The organism is Acidovorax sp. LjRoot118, from assembly GCF_964253575.1.
GTDB lineage: Bacteria > Pseudomonadota > Gammaproteobacteria > Burkholderiales > Burkholderiaceae_C > Acidovorax.
This window is the reverse complement of sequence record NZ_CAXURB020000001.1, coordinates 1769287-1788890: the sequence shown is the minus strand read 5'-3', so window position 1 is coordinate 1788890 and position 19604 is coordinate 1769287. Positions and strand designations below refer to the sequence as shown.

At 66.3% G+C, this 19604-nt stretch carries 17 protein-coding genes; 5 read left to right on the top strand and 12 right to left on the bottom strand.

Annotation, left to right across the window (positions count from 1 at the left end; genetic code table 11):
* Nucleotides 1-10 precede the first annotated feature (10 nt).
* The 10 genes from ACSQ9E_RS08315 to ACSQ9E_RS08270 form a co-directional block, all read right to left on the bottom strand.
* Nucleotides 11-643, bottom strand: coding sequence for an ANTAR domain-containing response regulator (locus ACSQ9E_RS08315; RefSeq protein WP_305743357.1), 633 nt, complete (start codon nucleotides 641-643; stop codon nucleotides 11-13).
* 271 nt (nucleotides 644-914) lie between these two features.
* Nucleotides 915-2066, bottom strand: coding sequence for a transporter substrate-binding domain-containing protein (locus ACSQ9E_RS08310; RefSeq protein WP_436217426.1), 1152 nt, complete (start codon nucleotides 2064-2066; stop codon nucleotides 915-917).
* Nucleotides 2067-2075: 9 nt separating this feature from the next.
* Nucleotides 2076-3104, bottom strand: coding sequence for an asparaginase (locus ACSQ9E_RS08305; protein WP_436217425.1), 1029 nt, complete (start codon nucleotides 3102-3104; stop codon nucleotides 2076-2078).
* Nucleotide 3105: 1 nt separating this feature from the next.
* Nucleotides 3106-3825, bottom strand: a complete 720-nt coding sequence (locus ACSQ9E_RS08300) for a branched-chain amino acid ABC transporter ATP-binding protein (protein ID WP_436217424.1) — start codon at nucleotides 3823-3825, stop codon at nucleotides 3106-3108.
* Nucleotides 3822-5612, bottom strand: a complete 1791-nt coding sequence (locus ACSQ9E_RS08295; protein WP_436220199.1) for an ABC transporter permease subunit — start codon at nucleotides 5610-5612, stop codon at nucleotides 3822-3824. The genes ACSQ9E_RS08300 and ACSQ9E_RS08295 overlap by 4 nt, the downstream gene beginning before the upstream one ends.
* 37 nt (nucleotides 5613-5649) lie before the next feature.
* Nucleotides 5650-6483, bottom strand: a complete 834-nt coding sequence (locus ACSQ9E_RS08290) for a branched-chain amino acid ABC transporter permease (RefSeq protein WP_428000253.1) — start codon at nucleotides 6481-6483, stop codon at nucleotides 5650-5652.
* 457 nt (nucleotides 6484-6940) lie between these two features.
* Nucleotides 6941-8131: a substrate-binding protein gene (locus tag ACSQ9E_RS08285; RefSeq protein WP_082604281.1), complete on the bottom strand. Its 1191-nt coding sequence runs from the start codon at nucleotides 8129-8131 to the stop codon at nucleotides 6941-6943.
* 20 nt (nucleotides 8132-8151) lie between these two features.
* Nucleotides 8152-9813 carry a methyl-accepting chemotaxis protein gene (locus ACSQ9E_RS08280; protein WP_057203665.1) on the bottom strand — a complete coding sequence of 554 codons (1662 nt, stop codon included), beginning with the start codon at nucleotides 9811-9813 and terminating at the stop codon, nucleotides 8152-8154.
* A gap of 165 nt (nucleotides 9814-9978) precedes the next feature.
* Complete coding sequence (locus ACSQ9E_RS08275; RefSeq protein ID WP_056172262.1) at nucleotides 9979-11142, bottom strand: substrate-binding protein; 1164 nt, start codon at nucleotides 11140-11142, stop codon at nucleotides 9979-9981.
* Between the two features lie 71 nt (nucleotides 11143-11213).
* Nucleotides 11214-12047 carry a nitrilase family protein gene (locus ACSQ9E_RS08270; protein WP_436220198.1) on the bottom strand — a complete coding sequence of 278 codons (834 nt, stop codon included), beginning with the start codon at nucleotides 12045-12047 and terminating at the stop codon, nucleotides 11214-11216.
* 500 nt (nucleotides 12048-12547) lie between these two features.
* On the opposite strand from ACSQ9E_RS08270, the gene ACSQ9E_RS08265 reads away from it, so the two are divergent.
* Nucleotides 12548-13462 carry a diguanylate cyclase domain-containing protein gene (locus ACSQ9E_RS08265; protein ID WP_436217423.1) on the top strand — a complete coding sequence of 305 codons (915 nt, stop codon included), beginning with the start codon at nucleotides 12548-12550 and terminating at the stop codon, nucleotides 13460-13462.
* Between the two features lie 40 nt (nucleotides 13463-13502).
* On the opposite strand, the gene ACSQ9E_RS08260 is transcribed toward ACSQ9E_RS08265, so the two are convergent.
* On the bottom strand, nucleotides 13503-14213 hold the full coding sequence (locus ACSQ9E_RS08260; protein WP_436217422.1) for a response regulator: 711 nt from the start codon (nucleotides 14211-14213) through the stop codon (nucleotides 13503-13505).
* A gap of 49 nt (nucleotides 14214-14262) precedes the next feature.
* Nucleotides 14263-14961, bottom strand: coding sequence for a helix-turn-helix domain-containing protein (locus tag ACSQ9E_RS08255; protein WP_057203670.1), 699 nt, complete (start codon nucleotides 14959-14961; stop codon nucleotides 14263-14265).
* A 132-nt stretch (nucleotides 14962-15093) separates the two neighbouring features.
* Here ACSQ9E_RS08255 and ACSQ9E_RS08250 point away from each other — a divergent pair, with 132 nt between their 5' ends.
* Genes ACSQ9E_RS08250 through ACSQ9E_RS08235 form a run of 4 tightly spaced genes read left to right on the top strand, consistent with a single transcriptional unit; the run spans nucleotide 15094 to nucleotide 19596 of the window.
* Nucleotides 15094-15495: a response regulator transcription factor gene (locus tag ACSQ9E_RS08250; protein WP_436217421.1), complete on the top strand. Its 402-nt coding sequence runs from the start codon at nucleotides 15094-15096 to the stop codon at nucleotides 15493-15495.
* Entirely contained in the window at nucleotides 15461-16231 is a 771-nt protein-coding gene (locus ACSQ9E_RS08245) for an HD-GYP domain-containing protein (protein WP_235514706.1), read from the top strand. Before ACSQ9E_RS08250 ends, ACSQ9E_RS08245 begins: the two co-directional genes overlap by 35 nt.
* Before the next feature lie 25 nt (nucleotides 16232-16256).
* A complete protein-coding gene (locus tag ACSQ9E_RS08240) occupies nucleotides 16257-17051 on the top strand; it encodes an ABC transporter substrate-binding protein (RefSeq protein ID WP_436217420.1) in 795 nt (264 codons plus the stop codon).
* 1 nt (nucleotide 17052) lies between these two features.
* Entirely contained in the window at nucleotides 17053-19596 is a 2544-nt protein-coding gene (locus ACSQ9E_RS08235) for a sensor histidine kinase (RefSeq protein WP_436217419.1), read from the top strand.
* Nucleotides 19597-19604: the final 8 nt, after the last annotated feature.

Sequence of the window (19604 nt, the reverse complement as noted above, 5' to 3'; positions counted from 1 at the left end):
AGGCGCCGGGCTACCTGGCCTTGCCCGCCGGCTTGGCCGCCGCAAACCCCAGCTTCTCCATGGCCTCGTGCGTCTCCAGCAGCATGGCCGACACCTCGGCCACCGTCACACGCAGGCCGGTGGCGCGCTCGCGCATGTGCTCGTAGGCCTGGGCCTCGGTCATGCGCTGGTAGTCGACCAGCACGCGGATGGCCTTTTCGATCTGGCGGCGCGACTTGATCGTGGACTCGAGCTTCTCGATCTTGCCCTGCTGGCGCTGCTGGAAGCCCTGCGAGGCCCGCGCCAGCACCAGGGTGCTGAGAATGCCCGAGGAACGGAACGGCTTGGTGATGACGCCATGCGCCTTGGTGTCGAGCAGCAGCTTGAGCGTGGTCGGGCTTTCATAGTCCGACAGGGCCACGAAGGCGGCGTCCACGGCGCTGGCGTTCCAGGCGCTGCTGCCTTCCAGGTCCTGCGAGACCTGGAAGAAGATCACGTCCACCCCCGTGGGCGGCTCGGCCGGGAACGGCCACACCACCTTCAGGCGGCAGCCGATGCGCTGCAGCTGCTGCACAACCACGTCGCGGTCCTCCCCCGGCGGATAGACCACGGTGACGCTGATGCTGCGCAGGTCTTCATAGAGACGGCGTAGGCTTGAACTCATAGAAGAACGTGTTTACGGTTTTTCCGATGCCGCGTTGGAGCGCAATCGGGATGAGTGGATGCTTCGGGTGCGCTGCATGGGCTCATGCCCATGCAAACAATCGGGGCGTCCAATCGCCCGATTTAGCCCCAACCCTTTGGGCAAGTGCCTTGCCGGGCGGTCTGCGGCGTTGCGGCGCTTGTTGATAGTCAAGCTATCAACTGCGCACCGCGCCTTGCATCCCATCCCGGCAAGGTACTTGCGCGGCTTCGGAAAAACCGTAAACACGTTCTTACCTCAGCCAGAACTCGGAAAAACCGAAGGTGGACAGGTACGGATCGGGCCGCACCGGCTCGGACGCTTCCCAGGCGATGTCGAACTGCCCATCCGCTCGGCAGATGCCGATGCGCGGTGTGAGCGCGCAGTGGTTGTTCTCGGCATCCACCGTCACGCGCCCCTCGGGCGAGTCGAAGGACACGGCGCGCGCCGCCTCCACCAGCTTGCGCCGGTCCATGCTGCCTGCACGCTGCAGAGCGCGCGCGAACAGGTGCACCTGGGTATAGGCCATCTCGGACCAGGTGCTGGTGGGTCGGTCGCCAAAACGCTTGCGCCACAGCGCCACGAAGCGCTGGTTGCTCTCGTTCTGCACCGAGCCGAAGTAGGTGGCCGAGGTGATGTGCCCCTCGCACAGCGCCGGGCCGATGAGGCGGATCTCCTCCTCGGCCATGGACAGGCTGGCGATCGGCATGGTCTTGGGGTCCAGACCGAAGTCGCGGTACAGCTGGTAGAACAGGCGGGCCGACTGCCCCACCAGCGTGGAGAACACCACGTCGGGCTGCTGGGCCTTTATGTCCGCGAGCACTTCCCTGAGTTCGGAGGGGCCGGCCTCGATGGGCAGGTAGACCTCTTCGAGAATCTCGCCGCCATGCTGTTCGACCATGTCGCGCATGATGCGGTTCGATTCGCGCGGGTAGATGTAGTCCGCGCCGACGAGGAAGAAGCGCGTGCCCCGGTTCTGCATCAGGTAGGCGGCCAGTTGCACGCTGTTCTGGTTGGGCACGGCACCGGTGTAGATCACGTTGGGTGAATACTCGAAGCCTTCGTAGAACGAGCAGTACCACAGCAGTGCGTTGTTGCGCTCGATCACCGGCAGCACGGCCTTGCGGCTCGATGAGCGCGAGCAGCCGAAGACCACATTGACCTCATCCTCCAGCAGCAGCCGCGTGGCGAGCTTGCGGTACTCGGCAATATCGCCCTTGGGGTCGTAGACCACGGGGATCAGCGGCCGGTCGAGCACGCCGCCGAGCTGGTTGATCTCCTCGATGGCCAGGGCCGTGCCGAAGAAGTGCTCCGACTCGGTGACTCCCGTGGGCCCCGAGCGGGAAAACAGCACGCCAACGCGCCAGCCGTCATCGGGCTGCTGCATGGAGGGATCATCGGACATGGCATTCCTTCATTGGTCGAACATGCTTTGCAGCTGGTGCGGCGTTCGTGCGCCCTGCAGCAACAGCATCAGCAAGATGCGCGCCTTGTGCGGGCTCAGATTGTCGGCGAACACGGCGCCCGCGGCCTGCAGCGTGTGCCCACCGCCGTCGAATCCGTAGGCCGGCTGCACGCGCCCGTTGGGCACCCGGGTCGAGATGACCACGGCCACCCCGCGCGCGATGGCTTCACGGATGGCCTCGAACATGCCGGCATTCACATTGCCAAAGCCAAGCGCCTGCACCACGACGCCGCGCGCACCCAGCGCCACTGCGGCGCGCACCAGGTCGCCGCTGGCGCCCGCGAACATGGGCACGATTTCGACGCGCGGCAGATCCCCCGCGCGCAGCGGCACATGCTGGCGGCGCGTGGGCTGGCGCGAGAAGACCACACGGTCAGCGTCCACCACGCCCAGCAAGCCGAAGTCGCCGGATTTGAAGGCCTCCACGTCGGCCGTGTGGGTCTTGGTGGCCTCGCGGGCGGCGTTGATCTGGTTGTTCATCGCCACCAGCACGCCCTGGCGGCGCGCCTGGGGGGCCACGCAGATGCGCGCCGCATTGAGCAGGTTGCGCGGCCCGTCGAAATCGGGCACCGAGGCATTGCGCTGCGCGCCCACCAGCACCACGGGCTTGTCGCTGGCCAGGGTCAGGTCCAGGAACCATGCCGTCTCCTCCAGCGTGTCGGTACCGTGGGAGATGATGACCCCGGTGATCTCGGGCCGCACCAGCGCCTCATGCACGGCATGCCACAGCTGCACCCAGCGCCCCGGGTCCATGTGGTCGGAGGGGATGTTGAACAGCTCGCGCACCTCCAGCCGTGCCACGCGCGACATGGCCGGCACGGCCGCCAGCAAGTCCTCGCCCGACAGCGCGGGCACGGCCCCGCCCCGCTCGGGGTCGAGCTTCATGGCGATGGTGCCGCCAGTGGCGATGAACTGGCACAGCGGCAGGGGCAGCGGTAGGGTCGGTGGTGCCGGCAGGGGGCAGTCCTGGGCGTGCATGTCAGACCCTCAGGTGGCTGAAAACCGCCTCGACAGCCCCATCGGCCTTGGCCAGACCCTCGTCGACCAGCTCGCCCTGCTTGAGGACCACGTAGCGATCAGCCACCTTGAGCGCAAAGGGCACGTTCTGCTCCACGATCAGCAAGGTGGTGCCGTGCTGATCGCGCTCCTGCAGCAGGGCATTCGCCAGCCGGTCGATCACCGAGGGCTGCAGGCCCTCGGTGATCTCGTCGAGCAAGATGACCGAGGGCCGCACCATCAGCGCCCGTGCCAGCAGCAGCATCTTCTGCTCGCCGCCCGACAGCGTGCCAGCGTACTGCGCGAGGCGGCTGCCGAACACCGGAAACAGCGGCGCCACCGCCGCAAAGCGCTCTTCGAACAGCGACTCTTGCGCCAGGCCCAGGCGCAGGTTGTCGCGAATGCTCAGGTCGGCGAACAGCGGCTGCTCCTGCGAGGCGTAGGCCACACCCTGGCGCGCGATGCGGTGCGGCGGCAGGCGGGTGATGTTCTCGCCATGCAGGTGGATGGCGCCGGCCTTCTTGGCCAGGTAGCCCATCACCGTCTTGAGCAGGGTGCTCTTGCCCACGCCGTTCTTGCCCAGCAGGGCCACGGCCTCGCCCTTGCGGACCTCAAGGCTCAGGCCGCGCAGCACCACGGAGGCGCGGTAGCCGCTGGTGATGCCGTCGAGCACCAGGGCCGACGGGGATGCAATGGCGTTCATGCGCCCTCCTTCATGGCATGCGTGCTGCCCGAGTAGATGGTCTTGACCAGGGGCGAGTTGACCACCTCCTGGAAGCTGCCCTGCATGGCGATGGCGCCCTGATGCAGCACCACGATGCGGGTGGAGATGAGCTCCACGAAATCGAGGTCGTGCTCCACCAGCAGGCAGCACAGGCCGTAGCGGTGCGCCAGCGACGACAGCACCTCGCCGATCTGCGTGCGCTCGGTCTTGGTCAGCCCGGCAGTGGGTTCGTCGAGCAGCACCACGCGCGGCTCCAGCGCCAGCACCATGGCCAGCTCCAGCGCCTGCTGCTCGCCGTGCGACAGGTCGCGCGCCACGGTGGCCAGCTTGCCCTCCAGCGCCGTGGCCCGCACCACATGCAGCGCATAGGGCGGCAGGCGCAGCACCGGGTCCTGGTGCAGCAGCGAGGGGCGCTCCAGCCGCGTACCGGCGATGCGCAGGCATTCGGCCACGGTCAGCGACTCGAAGATGTTGGCGTTCTGGAACTTGCGCCCCAGGCCCAGGCGCACGCAGGCCTCGGGCGGTAGCTGGCGGATGTCGCTGCCGCACAGCTCCACCGTGCCGCCGCTGCGCTCGGCGCCGTCGCTCATGCAGCGCATCAGCGTGGTCTTGCCGGCGCCGTTGGGCCCGATCAGCCCCACCAGCTCGCCTGCGCGGGCCTCGAAGTCGATGCCCTGCAGCACCTTGAGGGAGCCAAAATGCTTGGTCACGCCCTGCAGGCGGATGGCCACCGCATCGGTCGCCTGGCCGTCGGTGCTGCCCGGCCGCTCCTGCAGCTGCGGCATGCGCGTGGCACCCTGCAGCACGCCGAAGGGCTTGAGCAGCAGCGGAATCAGCCCCTGCGGAAACAGCACGATGACCACCACGAACGCCCCACCCAGTATCAGTTGCCAGGCAAAGGGCATGCTGCTGCTCAGGTAGGCCGTGGCCACGTTGATCAGCACGCCACCCGCCAGCGGCCCCCACAGCGTGCCGCGCCCGCCCAGCGCCACCCAGATGATGAGCTCGGTGCCCAGCGCAAAGCCTGTGAGCTCCGGCGCCACCACGCCGCTGAACGCGCCGTAGCCAAAGCCTGCGATGCCGGCCATCACACCCATGGCCGTGAGCAGCGCGATCTTCACCCGCGAGGTGTCGATGCCCAGGTAGGTGCAGCGCACCTCGTTGTCGCGGATGGCCGCGAGCACGCGGCCCGCATCGCTGCGCACCAGCACCCAGCCGATGGCACCAGCCACGGCCAGCATGGCGCCAGCCACCCAGTACCAGGCCTCGAGCGACCAGTCGAAACTCTGGTAGCCCGTGAGCCCCGAGCTCGACCCCGTGAAGCTGCCGCCCGACAGCAGCAACTGCGTGAGCACGATGGGCAGCACCAGCGAGATCACCGTGGCGAAGAACGGCGAGGCCCCGCGGTAGAACGAGAGCCAGCCCACCAGGCCGGCCACCGCCGCGCTGGCCAGCACCGTGGCACCGATGGCCAGCAGCACGGTGAAGGTGCTGAACCCGACGTGGGTGAACACCAGCCCGGCGGCATAGGCGCCAATGCCGAAGAAGGCCGACTGGCCGAAGGTGAGGTAGCCGGTGTAGCCCCAGAGGACGTCCACCGTGATCGCCGCGATGGCGAAGAAGAAGGCCTTGATCAGGATGTTCAGCAGGTAAGTGTCGAACACCCAGGGCCCGGCCACGAGCAGCGCCACACCGATGGCGCCGAGCACCAGGAGGCTGTTGAAGGGACGCGCCCGTACCACCGGGTCAGCGGGTTCGGCGGGCATGGCGGGCGGCAATGCCGCATTGGAATGGGTGGTGGTATCAGCCACGGGCAAACCCCTTGGGACGGATGCGCAGCGTGACTGCGGCGAGGACGGCGATGGTCAGCCCGCCAAGGACGGGGCTGGCGTAGGTGCTTACCAGCACCTGGGCCGCGCCGAACACGACGCAGGTCAGCAGCAGGCTGGCCATGGAATGGCCCGAGACCATGACCAGCATGAAGGCGCTGACCAGCCAGGGCAGGCCCATGTTGGGGTCGACGCTGGACAGCGGCGTGATCATGGCGCCGGCCAGCGTGCCCAGGCCCGCGCCCAGGCTGAAGGTGATGAAGCGCACGCGACCCGAATGGATGCCCAGGCTGCTGGCCAGGTCCTCGTTCATGATCACGGCGCGGGTGCGCACGCCAAAGCGCGTGCCGTTGAGCAGCCCCGTGAGCGCCAGGCACAGCACGATGGCCACCGGTACCAGCACCAGGCGGTAGGCCGAATAGTCGACCCCGGCCACCTGCCAGGTGCCCGACAGCGGGGCACTGACAAACTGCACTTCGCGCCCGAAGCCCATCACGATGAGCTGGCCGATGACGATACCCAGCCCCCAGGTGGCCAGAATGGCGTCGAGCGGCCGCTTGTACAGAGGGCGCACGATGAGCCCTTCCACCAGCATGCCCACGGCAATGCCGACCACGATGGCCAGCGGCCAGGCCAGCCACGGGTCCATCTGCAGCCGGGTGACCACGTAGCTCGCATAGCCGCCCAGCGTGAGCAGGGCACCATGCGCAAAATTGACGATCTTCATCACCCCGAAGACCATCATCAGCCCCGCCGTGACGACGAACAGCATCGCCGCCGTGGTGAGCAGATCCAGCAAGAGAACCATGGTGTGCTCCTAGGAATGGGAAGGAATCGGGCCGCGCAGGGACAACGCGGTGGTGGTGGCGGTACGGGTCATGGGGTGTCTCCTGGGTCTTGTGGGTATCGTGGGTATCTTGGGTAGCGCAAGCAGTGCCTGCACAGGCAATGCACAGGCCGTGCCTGCCAGGCGGGCCTGGCGCACGGAATCGGTCAGTGGAAGGAACAGCGGGAGGGGTCCCACAGAAAACATTTTTCAAGCTCCAGAAAGCAAAAAGCCCCTGACCGCGCGGTGTGCGCATTCAGGGGCTTTCATAGCCGGTATGTGGTCAGCAATGCTGCTGAGGGACTGCAGTGGCTTGGCCAGTGCGGTCGTTTCAATTATGACAGCCGGTCACACCAGCGTCAATCAACTGCGAAGCCGCTTTCTTCGCGATTTGTCCTCCCTGCAGGCGCCCTCAGGCGGGTCATTCAATCGGCCCAACTCACTCCATCTGCGGGCATTGCGCGCCCGGGTCCACGCTCGCGTAGGTCTCCAGGATGCGGATGCTGCCGTCGGAGCGCACCTGCCCCAGGCGCATGGCCAGTGGCGTGTGCCGGCCCTTGCCCATGCGCAGCGTGCCGCGCGGGCCGGTCACCGTGACCTCACCCAGCGCCTTGATGACCTTGGCGGCATTCGTGCTGCCTGCCGCCTCCACCGCCGCCTTGTACTGGAAGAAAGCCTCGTACTGCGGCACCGAGAGTTCGTTGGGCGCCTTGAGGTCCGCGCCGAAGCGCACCAGCATGCGCATGCGGAACGAGCGGTTGTGCGCCGTGTCGATGGAGGGGAAGTAGGACGCCGCCATGAGCATGCCCGTCGCCGCGCTGCCCATCTCCCGCGCAGTGCTTTCATCGATGGACAGGTTGCCAAGCGGTATGCGCACGTCGGCGGCCTTGAGCTGCCGGGCCAGCGACACGTTGGGTGCGCCGCCTGCGGTGGCACTGATGATCGCGTCGGGCCTGGCCGTGCGGATTTTGGCGATCACCGCCGTCCAGTCGCTGCCGTCCACGGGCAGGTATTCCTCGCCCACCACCTGCCCACCGCCCTTTCTGATGGTCTGGCGCGCAAACTCGAGCATGCCTCGGCCGAAGGCGTAGTCGCTGCCCACGAGAAAGAAACTGCGCGCATTCCGGTTGCGCGCGAGGTACTCGACCACGGGCGCCACCTGCTGCTCGGGCACCCAGGCGTTGACGTACATCCAGGGGCTGCACGAGCGGCCTTCGTAGAACGAGGTATAGATATAAGGCAACTGGCCGCGCGCGACGATGGGCAGCGCCGCATTGCGCGCCGCACTGGTCTGCATGGCAATGAGGGCGTGCACCTTCTTGTCGAACACCAGCGCCTGCACGGCCTTCTGCGCGCCCTCGGCGCCAGAGGCATCGTCCATGATCTCGAGCTGCACCGGCCGCCCCAGGATGCCGCCGTTGGCATTGATCTCCTCGACCGCCAGTTGCGAGGACTGCACCACGGCGGGCGCCACCACGCTGTTGGCGCCCGAAAGCCCCACGGCCACGCCGATGCGGATGGGCTCGGCCGCACGCGGCTGCGCCGAGACAGTGGTGGCCATGGCAAGCAGCACCGCCGTGGCGAACAGGGCTAGCACGGCCATCTGCAGTGTGTTCAGAAGCATCTTCATCGCAGCATCTCCCGCCGTGGTCAACGCGCAGCGGCAAGGGGCAGCCACTGCGGCGCGCCCCCGCGCCAGGCCGCTGCAGGCACGGCCCTGGCAGTGCCTGCCGGCGGCGCGCTGTCGACGGGCTCGGCCCCCAGGTGAAAGGTGGACACCAGCGCGAGCAGACGGCGCGACTGGTCCTGCAGGCTGGCGGCTGCGGCGGCGCCCTCCTCCACCAGCGCGGCGTTCTGCTGGGTGGCATGGTCCAGCGCGGCGATGCCGTGGTTGATGCCGTGGATGCGCCCGCTTTGCGCGGTGGATGCCCCGGCCACCTCGCCGATGATGGTGGAGACCCGCTCCACGCTGGCCACGATGTCGGTCATGGTGGTGCCGGCGCCCTGCACCAGGCGCGCGCCCGCCGCCACATGCGAGAGGCTGTCGTCGATGAGGCCCTTGATCTCCCTGGCCGCCGAGGCACTGCGCTGCGCGAGCGCACGCACTTCGCCCGCCACCACGGCAAAGCCACGCCCGGCGTTGCCCGCACGTGCCGCCTCTACCGCCGCATTGAGCGCCAGGATGTTGGTCTGGAAGGCGATGCCGTCGATGACACCGATGATGTCGGCGATGTGCCGGGATGACTGGGTGATCTGGCCCATGGTGTCCACCACCTGGCCCACGGCCGCGCCGCCGCGCTGGGCCACGGCCGCCGCATTGCCGGCCAGACCGTTGGCCTCGCCTGCCGCCTCGGCGCTGTGGCGCAGGTTGCCGGCGAGCTGGTCCAGCGAATGGGCCGTCTCCTGCAGGCGCGTGGCGGCCTGCTCGGTGCGCTGGCTCAGGTCCAGGTTGCCGGCCGCCACTTCGGAGCTGGCGGTATCGATGCTCACGGCGGCATCACGGATGTCGGCCACCAGGCCGCGCAGGCGCCGCTGCATGGTGGCGATGGCGTCGAGCAGGCGGCCTACTTCGCCCTGCCCCGCGCCTTCGATGGCATTGTCCAGCGCGCCCTCGGCAATGCGCTCGGCGATGCGCACCGCGCGCTCCACCGGTCGCTGAATGCCACGCGCGATGCGCCAGGCCACAAGCACACCGAGGGCCACTGCCGCCAGCGCCAGCAGCGCGCCGATGGCGGTGGAGCGCTGGATCTGCGTGCCCACCGCCGTGGCCAGCACCGCATTGCGCTGGGTCTGCAGGGCAATGAGTGCATTCACCCTGGCGCGCCACTGCGCCTCCACCGGCCGCAACTCCTGCGTGAGCGTGGTGGTCGCATCGATGTTGGCACCCGCCAGCCCGTGCCGGGCGGCCTGCTGCACCAGCGCCATGCCGCGCGCGCCCAGCGTGGCGATGTCTGACGCGAGCTGGCGCTCGTCGGCCTGGGCATCGGCCATGGCCGCGGCCAGCGCCTTCTCGGCGCGCACGTACTCGCCGCGCGCTGTCTCCAGGGTGGCGCCTTCGGCCTTGAGCTCGGCCATGTCGGTGAGCAGCACGATGGAGCGCACCTGCACGGCCATCAGGTTGATGTTGTCCAGCAGCTCGCGGGCGAAGGCGGCGCGCTGGTTGTTGACCTCCACGATCTGGCGCACCTGGCTGCCCACCTGGTGCGAGGACCAGGCATTCATGCCGGCCACGGTCATGATCAACGCCAGCAGGCAGCCAAAGCCGAGCGCCAGGCGGCTGGCGATGGAGTGGGTGAATCGGTGCAAGGTCATGGAAAACTCCTCGAGTCGGGCATGGCTGCGCCCAGGGGTGGCGCGGGTGGCGCCGCCCCTCGTGCAGCGGGTCGTGGTGGTGTTGGAGGAAAACCCGGCCCTTGCGGCCAGGTGGAGCGAGCGGCCGGCACCGCATTGGGATACCGGCCGCCTGTGCTTGCAGGCTTACTTCAGGTCAGGGCACTGCGCGCCGGGGTCCACGCCCTTGAAGGTCTGCAAAATCTTGATGGCGCCGCCGGCCTGGATCTGGCCCAGGCGCATCGCCAGCGGGGCGTGGCGGCTCTTGTTCATGCTGACCTCGCCGCGCGGGCCTGTGTAGGACACCTCGCCCAGCGCCTTGATGATCTTGTCCTTGTCCACCGCGCCCACCTTCTCGACGGCGGCCTTGTACAGGTAGAAGGCCTCGTACTGGGGTTCGGACAGTTCATTGGGCGTCTTCAGGTCGGCACCGAACTTCTTCGTCATCGCAGCGATGAACTTCTGGTTCTCGGGCGTTTCGATGGTGGTCAGGTACGAGGCCGACATGTACATGCCCGTCGCCACGTCGCCCATGTTCTTCGCGGTGGCTTCGTCGATGGCAAGGTTGCCATAGGGCAGGTTAAGGCCTGAGCCCTGCAGCTGCTTGGCCAGCGAGACGTTGGGCGCGCCGCCGGCGGTGGCGCTGATCAGCGCATCGGCCTTGGCCGCGCGGATCTTGCTGAGCACCGGGGTCCAGTCCGAGCCGTCGATGGGCAGGTACTCCTCGCCCACCACCTTGCCGCCATTCTTCTCGATGTACTTCTTGGTGAAGTCCAGCATGCCGCGGCCGAAGGCGTAGTCATTGCCCACCAGGAAGAAGTTGCGCGCCTTCAGGTTGGACCAGAAGTAGTTGACGATGGGCGCCACCTGCTGCTCGGGCACCCAGGCGTTGACGTACATCCAGGGGTTGCACGAGCGGCCTTCGTAGAACGAGGTGTAGATGTAGGGCACCTTGCCGCGCGAGATGATGGGCAGGGCCGCGTTGCGCGCGGCGCTGGTCTCCATGGCGATGACGGCATCGACCTTCTTCTGGAACACCAGGGTGTCGAAGGCCTTCTGCGCGCCCACGGCGCCCGAGGCATCGTCGACGATCTCGAGCTCGACCTTGCGACCGAGAATGCCGCCTGCGGCATTGATCTCTTCGACCGCCAGTTGCGAGGACTGCACCACGGCCGGTGCCACCACACTGTTGGCGCCCGAGAGGCCCACGGCCACGCCGATGCGGATGGGGTCGGCGGCCTGGGCCTGCAGGGCCAGCGCGGCCGCCAGGGCGATTGCGCCGTAGCGCAGGAGGGAAGCAAAGGGGGACATCATCAGAAGGCTCCTTGGGTTGGGGTTGAACGAAAAAGAGAACACGGGGCGGGAAAATTCGGAGGTAGGCATCAGTGCCGCGGCAGCGGCCAGCCGGTGCCCAGCATGGGGTCGTAGACGTCGTCGCGGCGGTCGCGCAGCACGTGGTTGAAGGCGTTGAGCTGGCGCGCCTGGCGTGTGGCCCGAAGGTCCAACTGCGCCGTGAGCACCAGGTCATCACCGCCCACGGCAGCGGGGCCCGCCAGCGGCCAGCCCTGGGCATCGACGATCAGGCTCTGGCCGATGAAGGGCTGGCCACGCTCGGTGCCCGTGCGGTTGGCGCAGACGATGTTCAGCCCATTGCTGTGGGCGCTGGCCATGGCCAGCGTGTTGGCCATGGCCGTGCTGCCTGCGGGCTGGCCCGGCATGGGCACCCAGTTGGTGGGCATGGCCACCACGTCGGCGCCCTGCATGGCCAGCAGGCGGTAGACCTCGGGGAACCAGCCGTCGTAGCAGATCACCACACCCAGGCGCCCCCACGGCGTGTGGAACAGCGGCAGGCCCCTGTCGCCGGCTTCGAAGAACAGGTGCTCGTCACCCCACAGGTGCAGCTTGCGGTAGGTGCCCAGCCAGCCCGTGGGGCCAACGACCACGGCCGCGTTGTACAGGCGCTCGCCATCGCGCTCGGCCATGCCGGCCACGATGAGCGTGTTGCAGCGGCGGGCCACCTCGATCCAGGCCTGCGTGCTGGGGCCGGCAGGCACAGGCTCGGCCAGTGCGAAGGCCTCGGCGCGGCTCTCGAACATGTAGCCGGTGTTGGCCAGTTCGGGCAGCACCACCAGGGCAGCGCCGCCTGCGGCCGCACGCTCGACCAGGGCCACCGAGCGCGCCAGGTTCTCGTGCTTGCGGCCGATGCGCGGCTCCATCTGGATGCTCGCCACGGTGACGAGGTGCCCCGCAGTGCTTGGCGCGGGGAGGTTTCCCGAATCGGACGACAACGACATTCAAACTCCAAAAAGCAAAAAGCCCCTGACCGCGCTGTACGCGCATGTCAGGGGCTTTCATAGCCGGTATGTGATCAGCAATGTTGCTGAGGTACTGGTGCGGTGAAGACCGAACCAGTGCTGCGAATTATGGACGTGTAAAAAATCGGAGTCAACAACTTGTCACAGTGTCGTTGTTGCGCCCTGTAGTCGATCGGGCATGCAGGCGAACAAAAAATAGCCATGGCGAGCGGTGTGAATTTTCCGGAACGCAATAGGCGCCCCTGCTTCGCCTCGCCAACTCGCACTTTCGCCGTCACGCACGCAAGACTTGATGCACGTCAAGCCGGTGAACCTGCACTTGGCCGACCATGGGAAGGTACCCGGCCCCACAACGGTTCCGGTGCACCGCCCAGCAGGGCTACCCACGGATTCCGCGCCCCATGAACCTTTCCGAGCTCATCGTCACACAGGCGCCCGACGGCATCCTGTTCGTATCGGACGCCGGCACCATCGTGCTTGCCAACGAGGCGCTGTGCACGCTGTCAGGCTACCAGCCCCATGAACTGCTGGGGCAATCCGTCGAGCTCTTCTTGCCGGCCGACCTGCGCCGATTGCATGTCGAAAACAGGCAGCGCTATGCGAGTGAACCCCAACGCAGACCCATGGGAACCATGGGAGATCTGACCCTGCTGCGCAAGGACGGAACCAAGGTCCCGATAGACATCGCACTGAGCCGCGTGGATGGCGAAGGCCATGTTGGCACCATCGCCTTTGTTCGAGACACCAGTGAGGCGAAGCAGTCCGAACGGCAACTGCAGCACCAGGCAACGCACGACGCACTGACGGGCCTGACCAATCGCTGGCTGTTCAGTGAGTACCTGCGTCACGCCATCGCGCATGCACAGCGCGCTGGCCGGCGGGTCGCGCTGCTACTGCTGGACCTTGATGGCTTCAAGTCCGTCAACGACACCTTCGGCCATGCCATTGGAGACAAGCTGCTGATCGATGTGGCCGGGAGCCTGACAGCCCAAGTGCGTGCCAGCGACGTCGTTGCGCGCATTGGCGGCGACGAGTTTGTCGTTTTGCTGCGCGAGGTCGACGAGCTATTGGACGCAGTCATGGTGGCCACCAAGCTCATCGCCGCGCTCTCAAGCCCTCGCAACCTCGATGGCTTCCCGGTTCAGACTGGCTGCAGCGTGGGTATCGCCATGTACCCCATGGATGCGCAGGAGCCCGAGGCCTTGATGCGCTGCGCCGACCTCGCCATGTACCACGCCAAGGCCCAAGGCCGGGGGCGCAGCATCGTTTTCAAGCCTGGTATGTCAGATCTGATAGCAGCCGCCAGACGCACTTGAGCCAGCGCTGCAACCCGCAGTCAGCACATCAGGCCGTGTCTCAGCAAAGCAGCCGAGGGCGCAATCGGGCCCAGGCAGTGGCTGAAGCCTGCGCATCTCCCTCCGCAGCAAACACCTCCAGTTGCTTGGCCACCTTGCCGTCCTCTTCCCAGCCCAAGGTACGAAACACAGTGGCAAGGCTGTGCGACAAGCGCTGCAGCCCCGCGAGATCGCCCGACCGCAATGCGGCATCACCCGCAGCCAGATCGTGTTCAAACTGCACAAGGCACTTGGCCCGGTACGCACGGAACAGGGCGGCGTCGCCGCCAAAATAGGCAAGTACAGCATCGCTCTCGGCGCTGCTGGGGTCGGCAGGCTGCGCCGGCACGTCTTCTGCTGGCGGCGCTGCATCATGTCCTGCAAATGCCTCCAGTACGCAGGCCTGCAACTGGGCAACCGACGCCGGCTTGCGCAGGATGCGCCATATGCCACGGCCTTCAAGCCGCGCCTGCTTGTCCAGGTTCACACCCGCGCTGAAGATGACCAGCCTGGCGCCAGCAAGCAGCGCGGGCTCGGAATGCAACCGCTCCACCAGATCGTAGCCCGACAAGCCGGGGAGCATCAGGTCCGTGATGACCAGCCCCACAGGGCCCTTGTGCAGCACGGCCAAGGCGCTTTCCACATCGCCGCAGACGGTCAGATCCACCCCCTCGTCTTCCAGCGCCATGTCGATGAAGCGCGCAATCGAGGCATCGTCTTCCACCAGCAACACGCGCCGAACCGGCACAACAGATGCGTTGGTCATGGAACCCTCGCTGCGCTCAGGACGCGGCCCTGACTTCCGCACTCTGGGCAAGAAGCGCTGGCAACTCGGCCACCAGCCGCGGCTTGTGAATCACGTTCACGCCCTGCAACGCAAACGCATAGGGCGCGCGCTGGGATTCGTCCAGCGAGGTCACGACGATGAGGCGGCTGCGGGCGAACTGGGGATGCGAGCGCAGCGTCGTGATGAGGGCCGCGCCATCGATTCCGGGCAGCAGAATGTCCACGATCAGGATATCGGGCTGGATCTGCCCGTACATCGCCAGCCCGGTGATGCCGTCATTGGCAATGTGCAACTGCCATGCCGGAAAGTGCTGCTCCACCAGCAAGGACACCAGGTTCTGGAAGTGGATGGAGTCCTCGATCAGCAGCACCTTCATATCACCAGGCGCCTGCACTCGCCCATCTGCAAGCTCCGGGATCGGCATGGCCGTGTGCCTGAAAGGTTCATGCGCTGCGGCCGCTGAAAACTGTGCATCGGCCGCAGGCACCGGTCCGCCAGAGCGCGAACGCAACCACTGCTCCACCGAGCGGCGCGAAATACGCCGGTGCCCGCCCGGCGTCTTCCATGCCTGGAGCTCGTTGCGGTCGACCATCAGTTGCACGGAGCGCACGGCCATTCCGAGCATCCGTGCAGCCTCAAAGGTCGTGAGCTGATCGGCGGCAGATGAAGTGTCTAGAGATTTTTCAGTTTTCATGGCTGCACCATTTTACTTGCAAATCATTTTTATTGAAGGCGCTTGCAAATGATTTAAATGATTGATATGATTCATCAACAGAACAATTTGTCAAATTTTGGCAAATAGGCCAACAACTGCAACAGGCACTCCATGAAAAAAGTACTCATCGTCGAAGACCACGCCGACATCCGAAAGCTACTGCACATGACCATGGAATTCGAGGATTTCGAGATCTATGAGGCCGCCAACGGCGATGTGGGGCTGGAAATGGCCCGTGCTCACTCACCCGACGTGGTGTTGCTGGACATCATGATGCCGGGCACCCTGTCGGGGCTGGAAGTGTGCCGCTGCATCAAGGCCAACCCCGCGCTCAAGCACACCAAGGTCATCATGCTCACCGCGCGCGGCCAGGCGGAAGACCGTCGCGATGGCATGAAGGCAGGCGCAGACGAATACCTCATCAAGCCGTTCAGCACCATCCAGGTGCTGGAATCAATTTACCAGCTGGAAATCGCCCATGACCGAAACCATTCCGATGCCTTCCCATTTTGAAGGCGAGAGCACTCGCTTCGACGAAGCGGCAGCTGAACAGATGCTGCGCTTCGTCGAAGACTTTGGCCACATGTACCGTGAGCGAAACAAGGCGCTGGATGAAATCACGCGGGCGCACAACGAGGCTTTGCTGCAATTGTGCATGGCCGCCGAGGCCCGCGACGATGACACTTCCGTGCACATCGTCCGGATAGGTTTCCTGGCCGAGGCGCTGGCACTGCTCGTGGGATCGACACCTGGATTTGCCAGCTTGTTGCGGCGTGCTGCGCCCATGCACGACATCGGCAAGATCGGCACTCCAGACCATGTGCTCAAGAAGGCAGGGCCGCTCACCGAAGAAGAGCGGGCTGTCATTCAACTCCACCCGGCCATTGGCGCGCAGATCATCGGCAAATCCCGCGTGCCTGTGTTCCTGCTTGCCGCCGAAGTGGCGCTTACCCACCACGAACGCTACGACGGCAAAGGCTATCCCCGCGGGTTGGCAGGCGAGGATATCCCCTTGTCGGGCCGCATCACGGCCATCGTGGATTTCTACGACGCATTGACCATGGACCGCGTCTACCGCCCCGCATTCAGCCCCCAAAAGGCCTTGTCCATGCTCATCGAACAGCGCGGCACGGCATTCGACCCCGTGATCGTGGACACTTTCGTCCAGCACTTCGATCATCTGGACACGTTGCGGCGCAAGGTCACCGAGCAACGCCCCACCTTCGCCGATCTGATCGACGCCCCCTGAACCATCCTCCCACTAGGATAGCGCCATGCCCCCCATCCTCCGAATCGCCTTCACCAGCGCAATTGCCAGCCTGATGCTCTGCGGACCCGCTCTGGCAGGCCCGGTGCAGGAAAAGGTATCGGCACGGCATGCCATGCGCGTCTGCATCTGGCCCGACTACTACGGCATCACATTTCGCAACCCGCGCACCCAGCAGCTGGCAGGGATCGACATCGATCTGTCGGCCGAGCTGGGCAAGGATCTGAAGGCAAAAGTGGAGTATGTGGAGACGTCTTTCGCCACCCTGATCGAAGACCTGCAGGCAGACCGTTGCGATGTGGGCATGTTCGCCATTGGCATGCTGCCCCAGCGCATGGCCCACCTCAAGTTCACCCAGCCCTACCTGAGCAGTGACATCTACGGCATCACCACCAAGAGCAATGCCGTCATCAAGCAATGGGCCGACATCGACCAGCCCGGCGTGCTGGTCGCCGTGCAGGCCGGAACCTTCATGGAACCGGTGATGGGCGAGCGCCTCAAGCATGCCAAGCTGGTGAGAATATCGCCCCCCGCCACGCGCGAACGGGAGCTCGAAGGCGGTCGGGTGGATGTGTTCATGACCGACTTCCCTTACAGCCGGCGCTTGCTCGACAATGCCGACTGGGCACGCCTGGTGTCCCCGCCCAAACCGGTGTTCGTGCTGCCCTATGCCTATGCCGTGAAGCCGGGCGACGATGCCTGGCTCAAGACCGTGGATGACTTCGTGGCACGCATCAAGCGTGACGGCCGGCTCGACGCCGCGGCCGCCAGGCACGGACTGACCGAGATCGTTGTGCACTGACATGGCACAGCCCTTCACCCGCAGCGCACCCTGGCGCCACGCCCAGGGCCTGGTGAAGCTCAGCCGCAAGGCGAGCAACACCGCACTGCTCTGCGGCCTGCTGCTCGTGGCGGGCATCCTGGCGGCCACGGCCTGGATATCGCTGAAAGACAGGTCCAAGGCCATCGCCTCGGACACCGAGAGGGCCGAACTCCTGGCGCGCGTGCTCGAGGACCAGACCACCCGCACGGTGGAAAGCGGCCTTTTCATCCTGGCCACCATGGGCGATGCCAATGCCTTGCACGCCCCCGGGGCCGACCTGCCGCGCACCGAGGCGTTTCTGCGCGAGGCAATGGCAGGCGCCCCCTTCCTGCGCACGGTGCTGGTAGCCGATGCCACCGGCCTGGTCATCGCCAGCAGCTCGCCACAGGAGGCGGGGGTTACCATCGATCTGCTCAAACTGGGGCCACGTCCGCAGAAGGGCAAAACCACCCTGGGCCCCTGGATCGCCGGCCGGGGCGTGGGCAGCCTGCGCGCGGGCGCACCGCAAGGCGCCACCCCGGCGGGCCTGGGCTTCATTCCGCTAATGCGCAAATTCGTCACGCCCGACGGGCAAGACCTGCTGCTGATCGGGCTGATCAACCCCGACGCGCTGGCCAATCAACAGCAGTTGGCCATAGGCCAGGTCGGCTTCAGCTCCGCGATCGCATCGTACGACGGCAAGATTCTTGCGACCTCCCAGGAGACCGCACTGCATGGCGCACAGGCCAGCGACCTCCCCGTTTTCCGCACCTACTTGCCCGCGCGCGAGCACGGCAGCTATGTGGGCCAGGGGCTGGGTGGCGGCAACCAGATCGTCGCGTTCCGCCTGTCCAGAACCCAGCCGCTCGTAGTCCTGGTGGAGGAGCCACGAGACGCTGCAATCAACCGCTGGTGGACCGAATCACAGGGCTACATCTGGCTCAGTTGCGCCGCGACCCTGGTGGTGCTGCTGCTCACCCTCGTGGCCTGGCGCAGCCTGCGCTCCCGCGAGGCCGCCAGCCACGCTTCCCGGCACGCCCAGATACGCATTGCCCACAGCGAACGCGAGCTGGCAGTGCTGATGCGCAGCGTGCAGGAGGTCATCTTTCGCACCAACACCGCCGGCCGCATCACCTTCGTCAACGCCCGGCTGGCATCGCTGATCGGTGGCAGCGAATCCGCGGCCATAGGCCGGCCACTGCAGGAACTGGTGGAGCCCGGCAGCCGGCCCGCGGTGGAAGGCCTCTTTGCCAACGGCGAAGCGGGCGGGGTGCGCAACTGCCAGGCCATGATCCACCTCGACACTGGCCGCCAGTTGCTGTTCGACGTGGCACTGGTGCCCTTGCTCGACGAAGGCGCGGTCATCGGCTTTGCAGGGAGCGCCGTGGACGTGACCGAGCGCTGGGTTGCACAGCAGAGCCTCCAGACCGAGCTGGAGTTTCGCGGCCAGATGCTGGAGATGAACCCCCTGCCGATCTCGATGACCGACATGACGGGCCACCTGGTGCTGGTCAACCGCGCCTGGGAGGAGTACAAGGGGCGCAAGCGCGCCGACGTGATGGGGCTGCGCCTGGCGGACTTCCTGCCCTCCGAAGAAGCAGCCGTGCACCAGTCTGCAGACAGGCAATTGCAGCAACAGGGCGGCCGGGTGATGTTCGAGACACGGGTGCTCTACGGTGGCCAAACGTGGCGCGATACGCGGGTGACGAAAGCGGTGGTGACCGATGCCCGCGGGCAGGCCACCGGCATTCTGTCCACGTTGATGGATGTCAGCGACTTCCGCGAGGCCGAGCGGCTGACCCGCGAGGCCCACGAGGCCGCCGAGGAGGCATCCCGCTCCAAGTCCGAGTTCGTGGCCAACATGAGCCATGAGCTGCGCACACCGCTGCAGTCCATCATGGGCTTTTCGGAGCTCGGCATGCTGCGCGGCAAGGCCGACGCCCGGCTGGCGGGCATGTTCGAGGACATCCACCGCTCCGGCGAACGCATGCTCTCGCTGGTCAACGACCTGCTGGACGTGGCCAAGCTGGAAAGTACCGTGGGCACCTTCCACCTGGAGCGGGTGGACCTGCGCGGCATCATCCACCCCGTGTTGCGCGAGCTGGAGCCGCTGCTGGCCCAACGCAAGCTGCACCTGGAGGTGGCGCTGGGCGACCTGCCGCTCACGGCCAAGGTCGATCCCGTGCGGTTCCAACAGGTCATACGCAACGTGGTGGCCAACGCCATCAAGTTCTCTCCCGAAGCATCGTCCATCACCCTGCTGGGCAGGGTCGACCGCCGGGGCCAGATACGGCTGGCCGTGCGCGACCACGGCCCGGGCATCCCGCAAGACGAGCTCGGCGCCATCTTCGAGGCCTTCAAGCAGTCCAGCAAGACCAAGGACGGCTCGGGGGGCACGGGCCTTGGCCTGGCCATCTGCAAGAAGATCGTGGAGGCCCTGGGGGGGCAGATCTACGCCGAGAACGTGCGGCAAGGCGGCTCGGTGTTCCACATCATCCTGCCCGCACGCGGCGCCAGCGAGACCATGCCGGCCGAGCTGGAATAGCCCGGCCT

Excerpts from the sequence above, each read along its gene's own strand:
- ACSQ9E_RS08285 (WP_082604281.1), bottom strand. The coding sequence starts at position 8,131 with ATGAAGATGCTTCTGAACACACTGCAGATGGCCGTGCTAGCCCTGTTC.
- ACSQ9E_RS08290 (WP_428000253.1), bottom strand. The coding sequence starts at position 6,483 with ATGGTTCTCTTGCTGGATCTGCTCACCACGGCGGCGATGCTGTTCGTC.
- ACSQ9E_RS08280 (WP_057203665.1), bottom strand. The coding sequence starts at position 9,813 with ATGACCTTGCACCGATTCACCCACTCCATCGCCAGCCGCCTGGCGCTC.
- ACSQ9E_RS08240 (WP_436217420.1), top strand. The coding sequence starts at position 16,257 with ATGCCCCCCATCCTCCGAATCGCCTTCACCAGCGCAATTGCCAGCCTG.
- ACSQ9E_RS08295 (WP_436220199.1), bottom strand. The coding sequence starts at position 5,612 with ATGCCCGCCGAACCCGCTGACCCGGTGGTACGGGCGCGTCCCTTCAAC.
- ACSQ9E_RS08315 (WP_305743357.1), bottom strand. The coding sequence starts at position 643 with ATGAGTTCAAGCCTACGCCGTCTCTATGAAGACCTGCGCAGCATCAGC.
- ACSQ9E_RS08275 (WP_056172262.1), bottom strand. The coding sequence starts at position 11,142 with ATGTCCCCCTTTGCTTCCCTCCTGCGCTACGGCGCAATCGCCCTGGCG.
- ACSQ9E_RS08235 (WP_436217419.1), top strand. The coding sequence starts at position 17,053 with ATGGCACAGCCCTTCACCCGCAGCGCACCCTGGCGCCACGCCCAGGGC.
- ACSQ9E_RS08250 (WP_436217421.1), top strand. The coding sequence starts at position 15,094 with ATGAAAAAAGTACTCATCGTCGAAGACCACGCCGACATCCGAAAGCTA.
- ACSQ9E_RS08300 (WP_436217424.1), bottom strand. The coding sequence starts at position 3,825 with ATGAACGCCATTGCATCCCCGTCGGCCCTGGTGCTCGACGGCATCACC.
- ACSQ9E_RS08310 (WP_436217426.1), bottom strand. The coding sequence starts at position 2,066 with ATGTCCGATGATCCCTCCATGCAGCAGCCCGATGACGGCTGGCGCGTT.
- ACSQ9E_RS08245 (WP_235514706.1), top strand. The coding sequence starts at position 15,461 with ATGACCGAAACCATTCCGATGCCTTCCCATTTTGAAGGCGAGAGCACT.
- ACSQ9E_RS08270 (WP_436220198.1), bottom strand. The coding sequence starts at position 12,047 with ATGGAGCCGCGCATCGGCCGCAAGCACGAGAACCTGGCGCGCTCGGTG.
- ACSQ9E_RS08305 (WP_436217425.1), bottom strand. The coding sequence starts at position 3,104 with ATGCACGCCCAGGACTGCCCCCTGCCGGCACCACCGACCCTACCGCTG.
- ACSQ9E_RS08265 (WP_436217423.1), top strand. The coding sequence starts at position 12,548 with ATGAACCTTTCCGAGCTCATCGTCACACAGGCGCCCGACGGCATCCTG.
- ACSQ9E_RS08255 (WP_057203670.1), bottom strand. The coding sequence starts at position 14,961 with ATGAAAACTGAAAAATCTCTAGACACTTCATCTGCCGCCGATCAGCTC.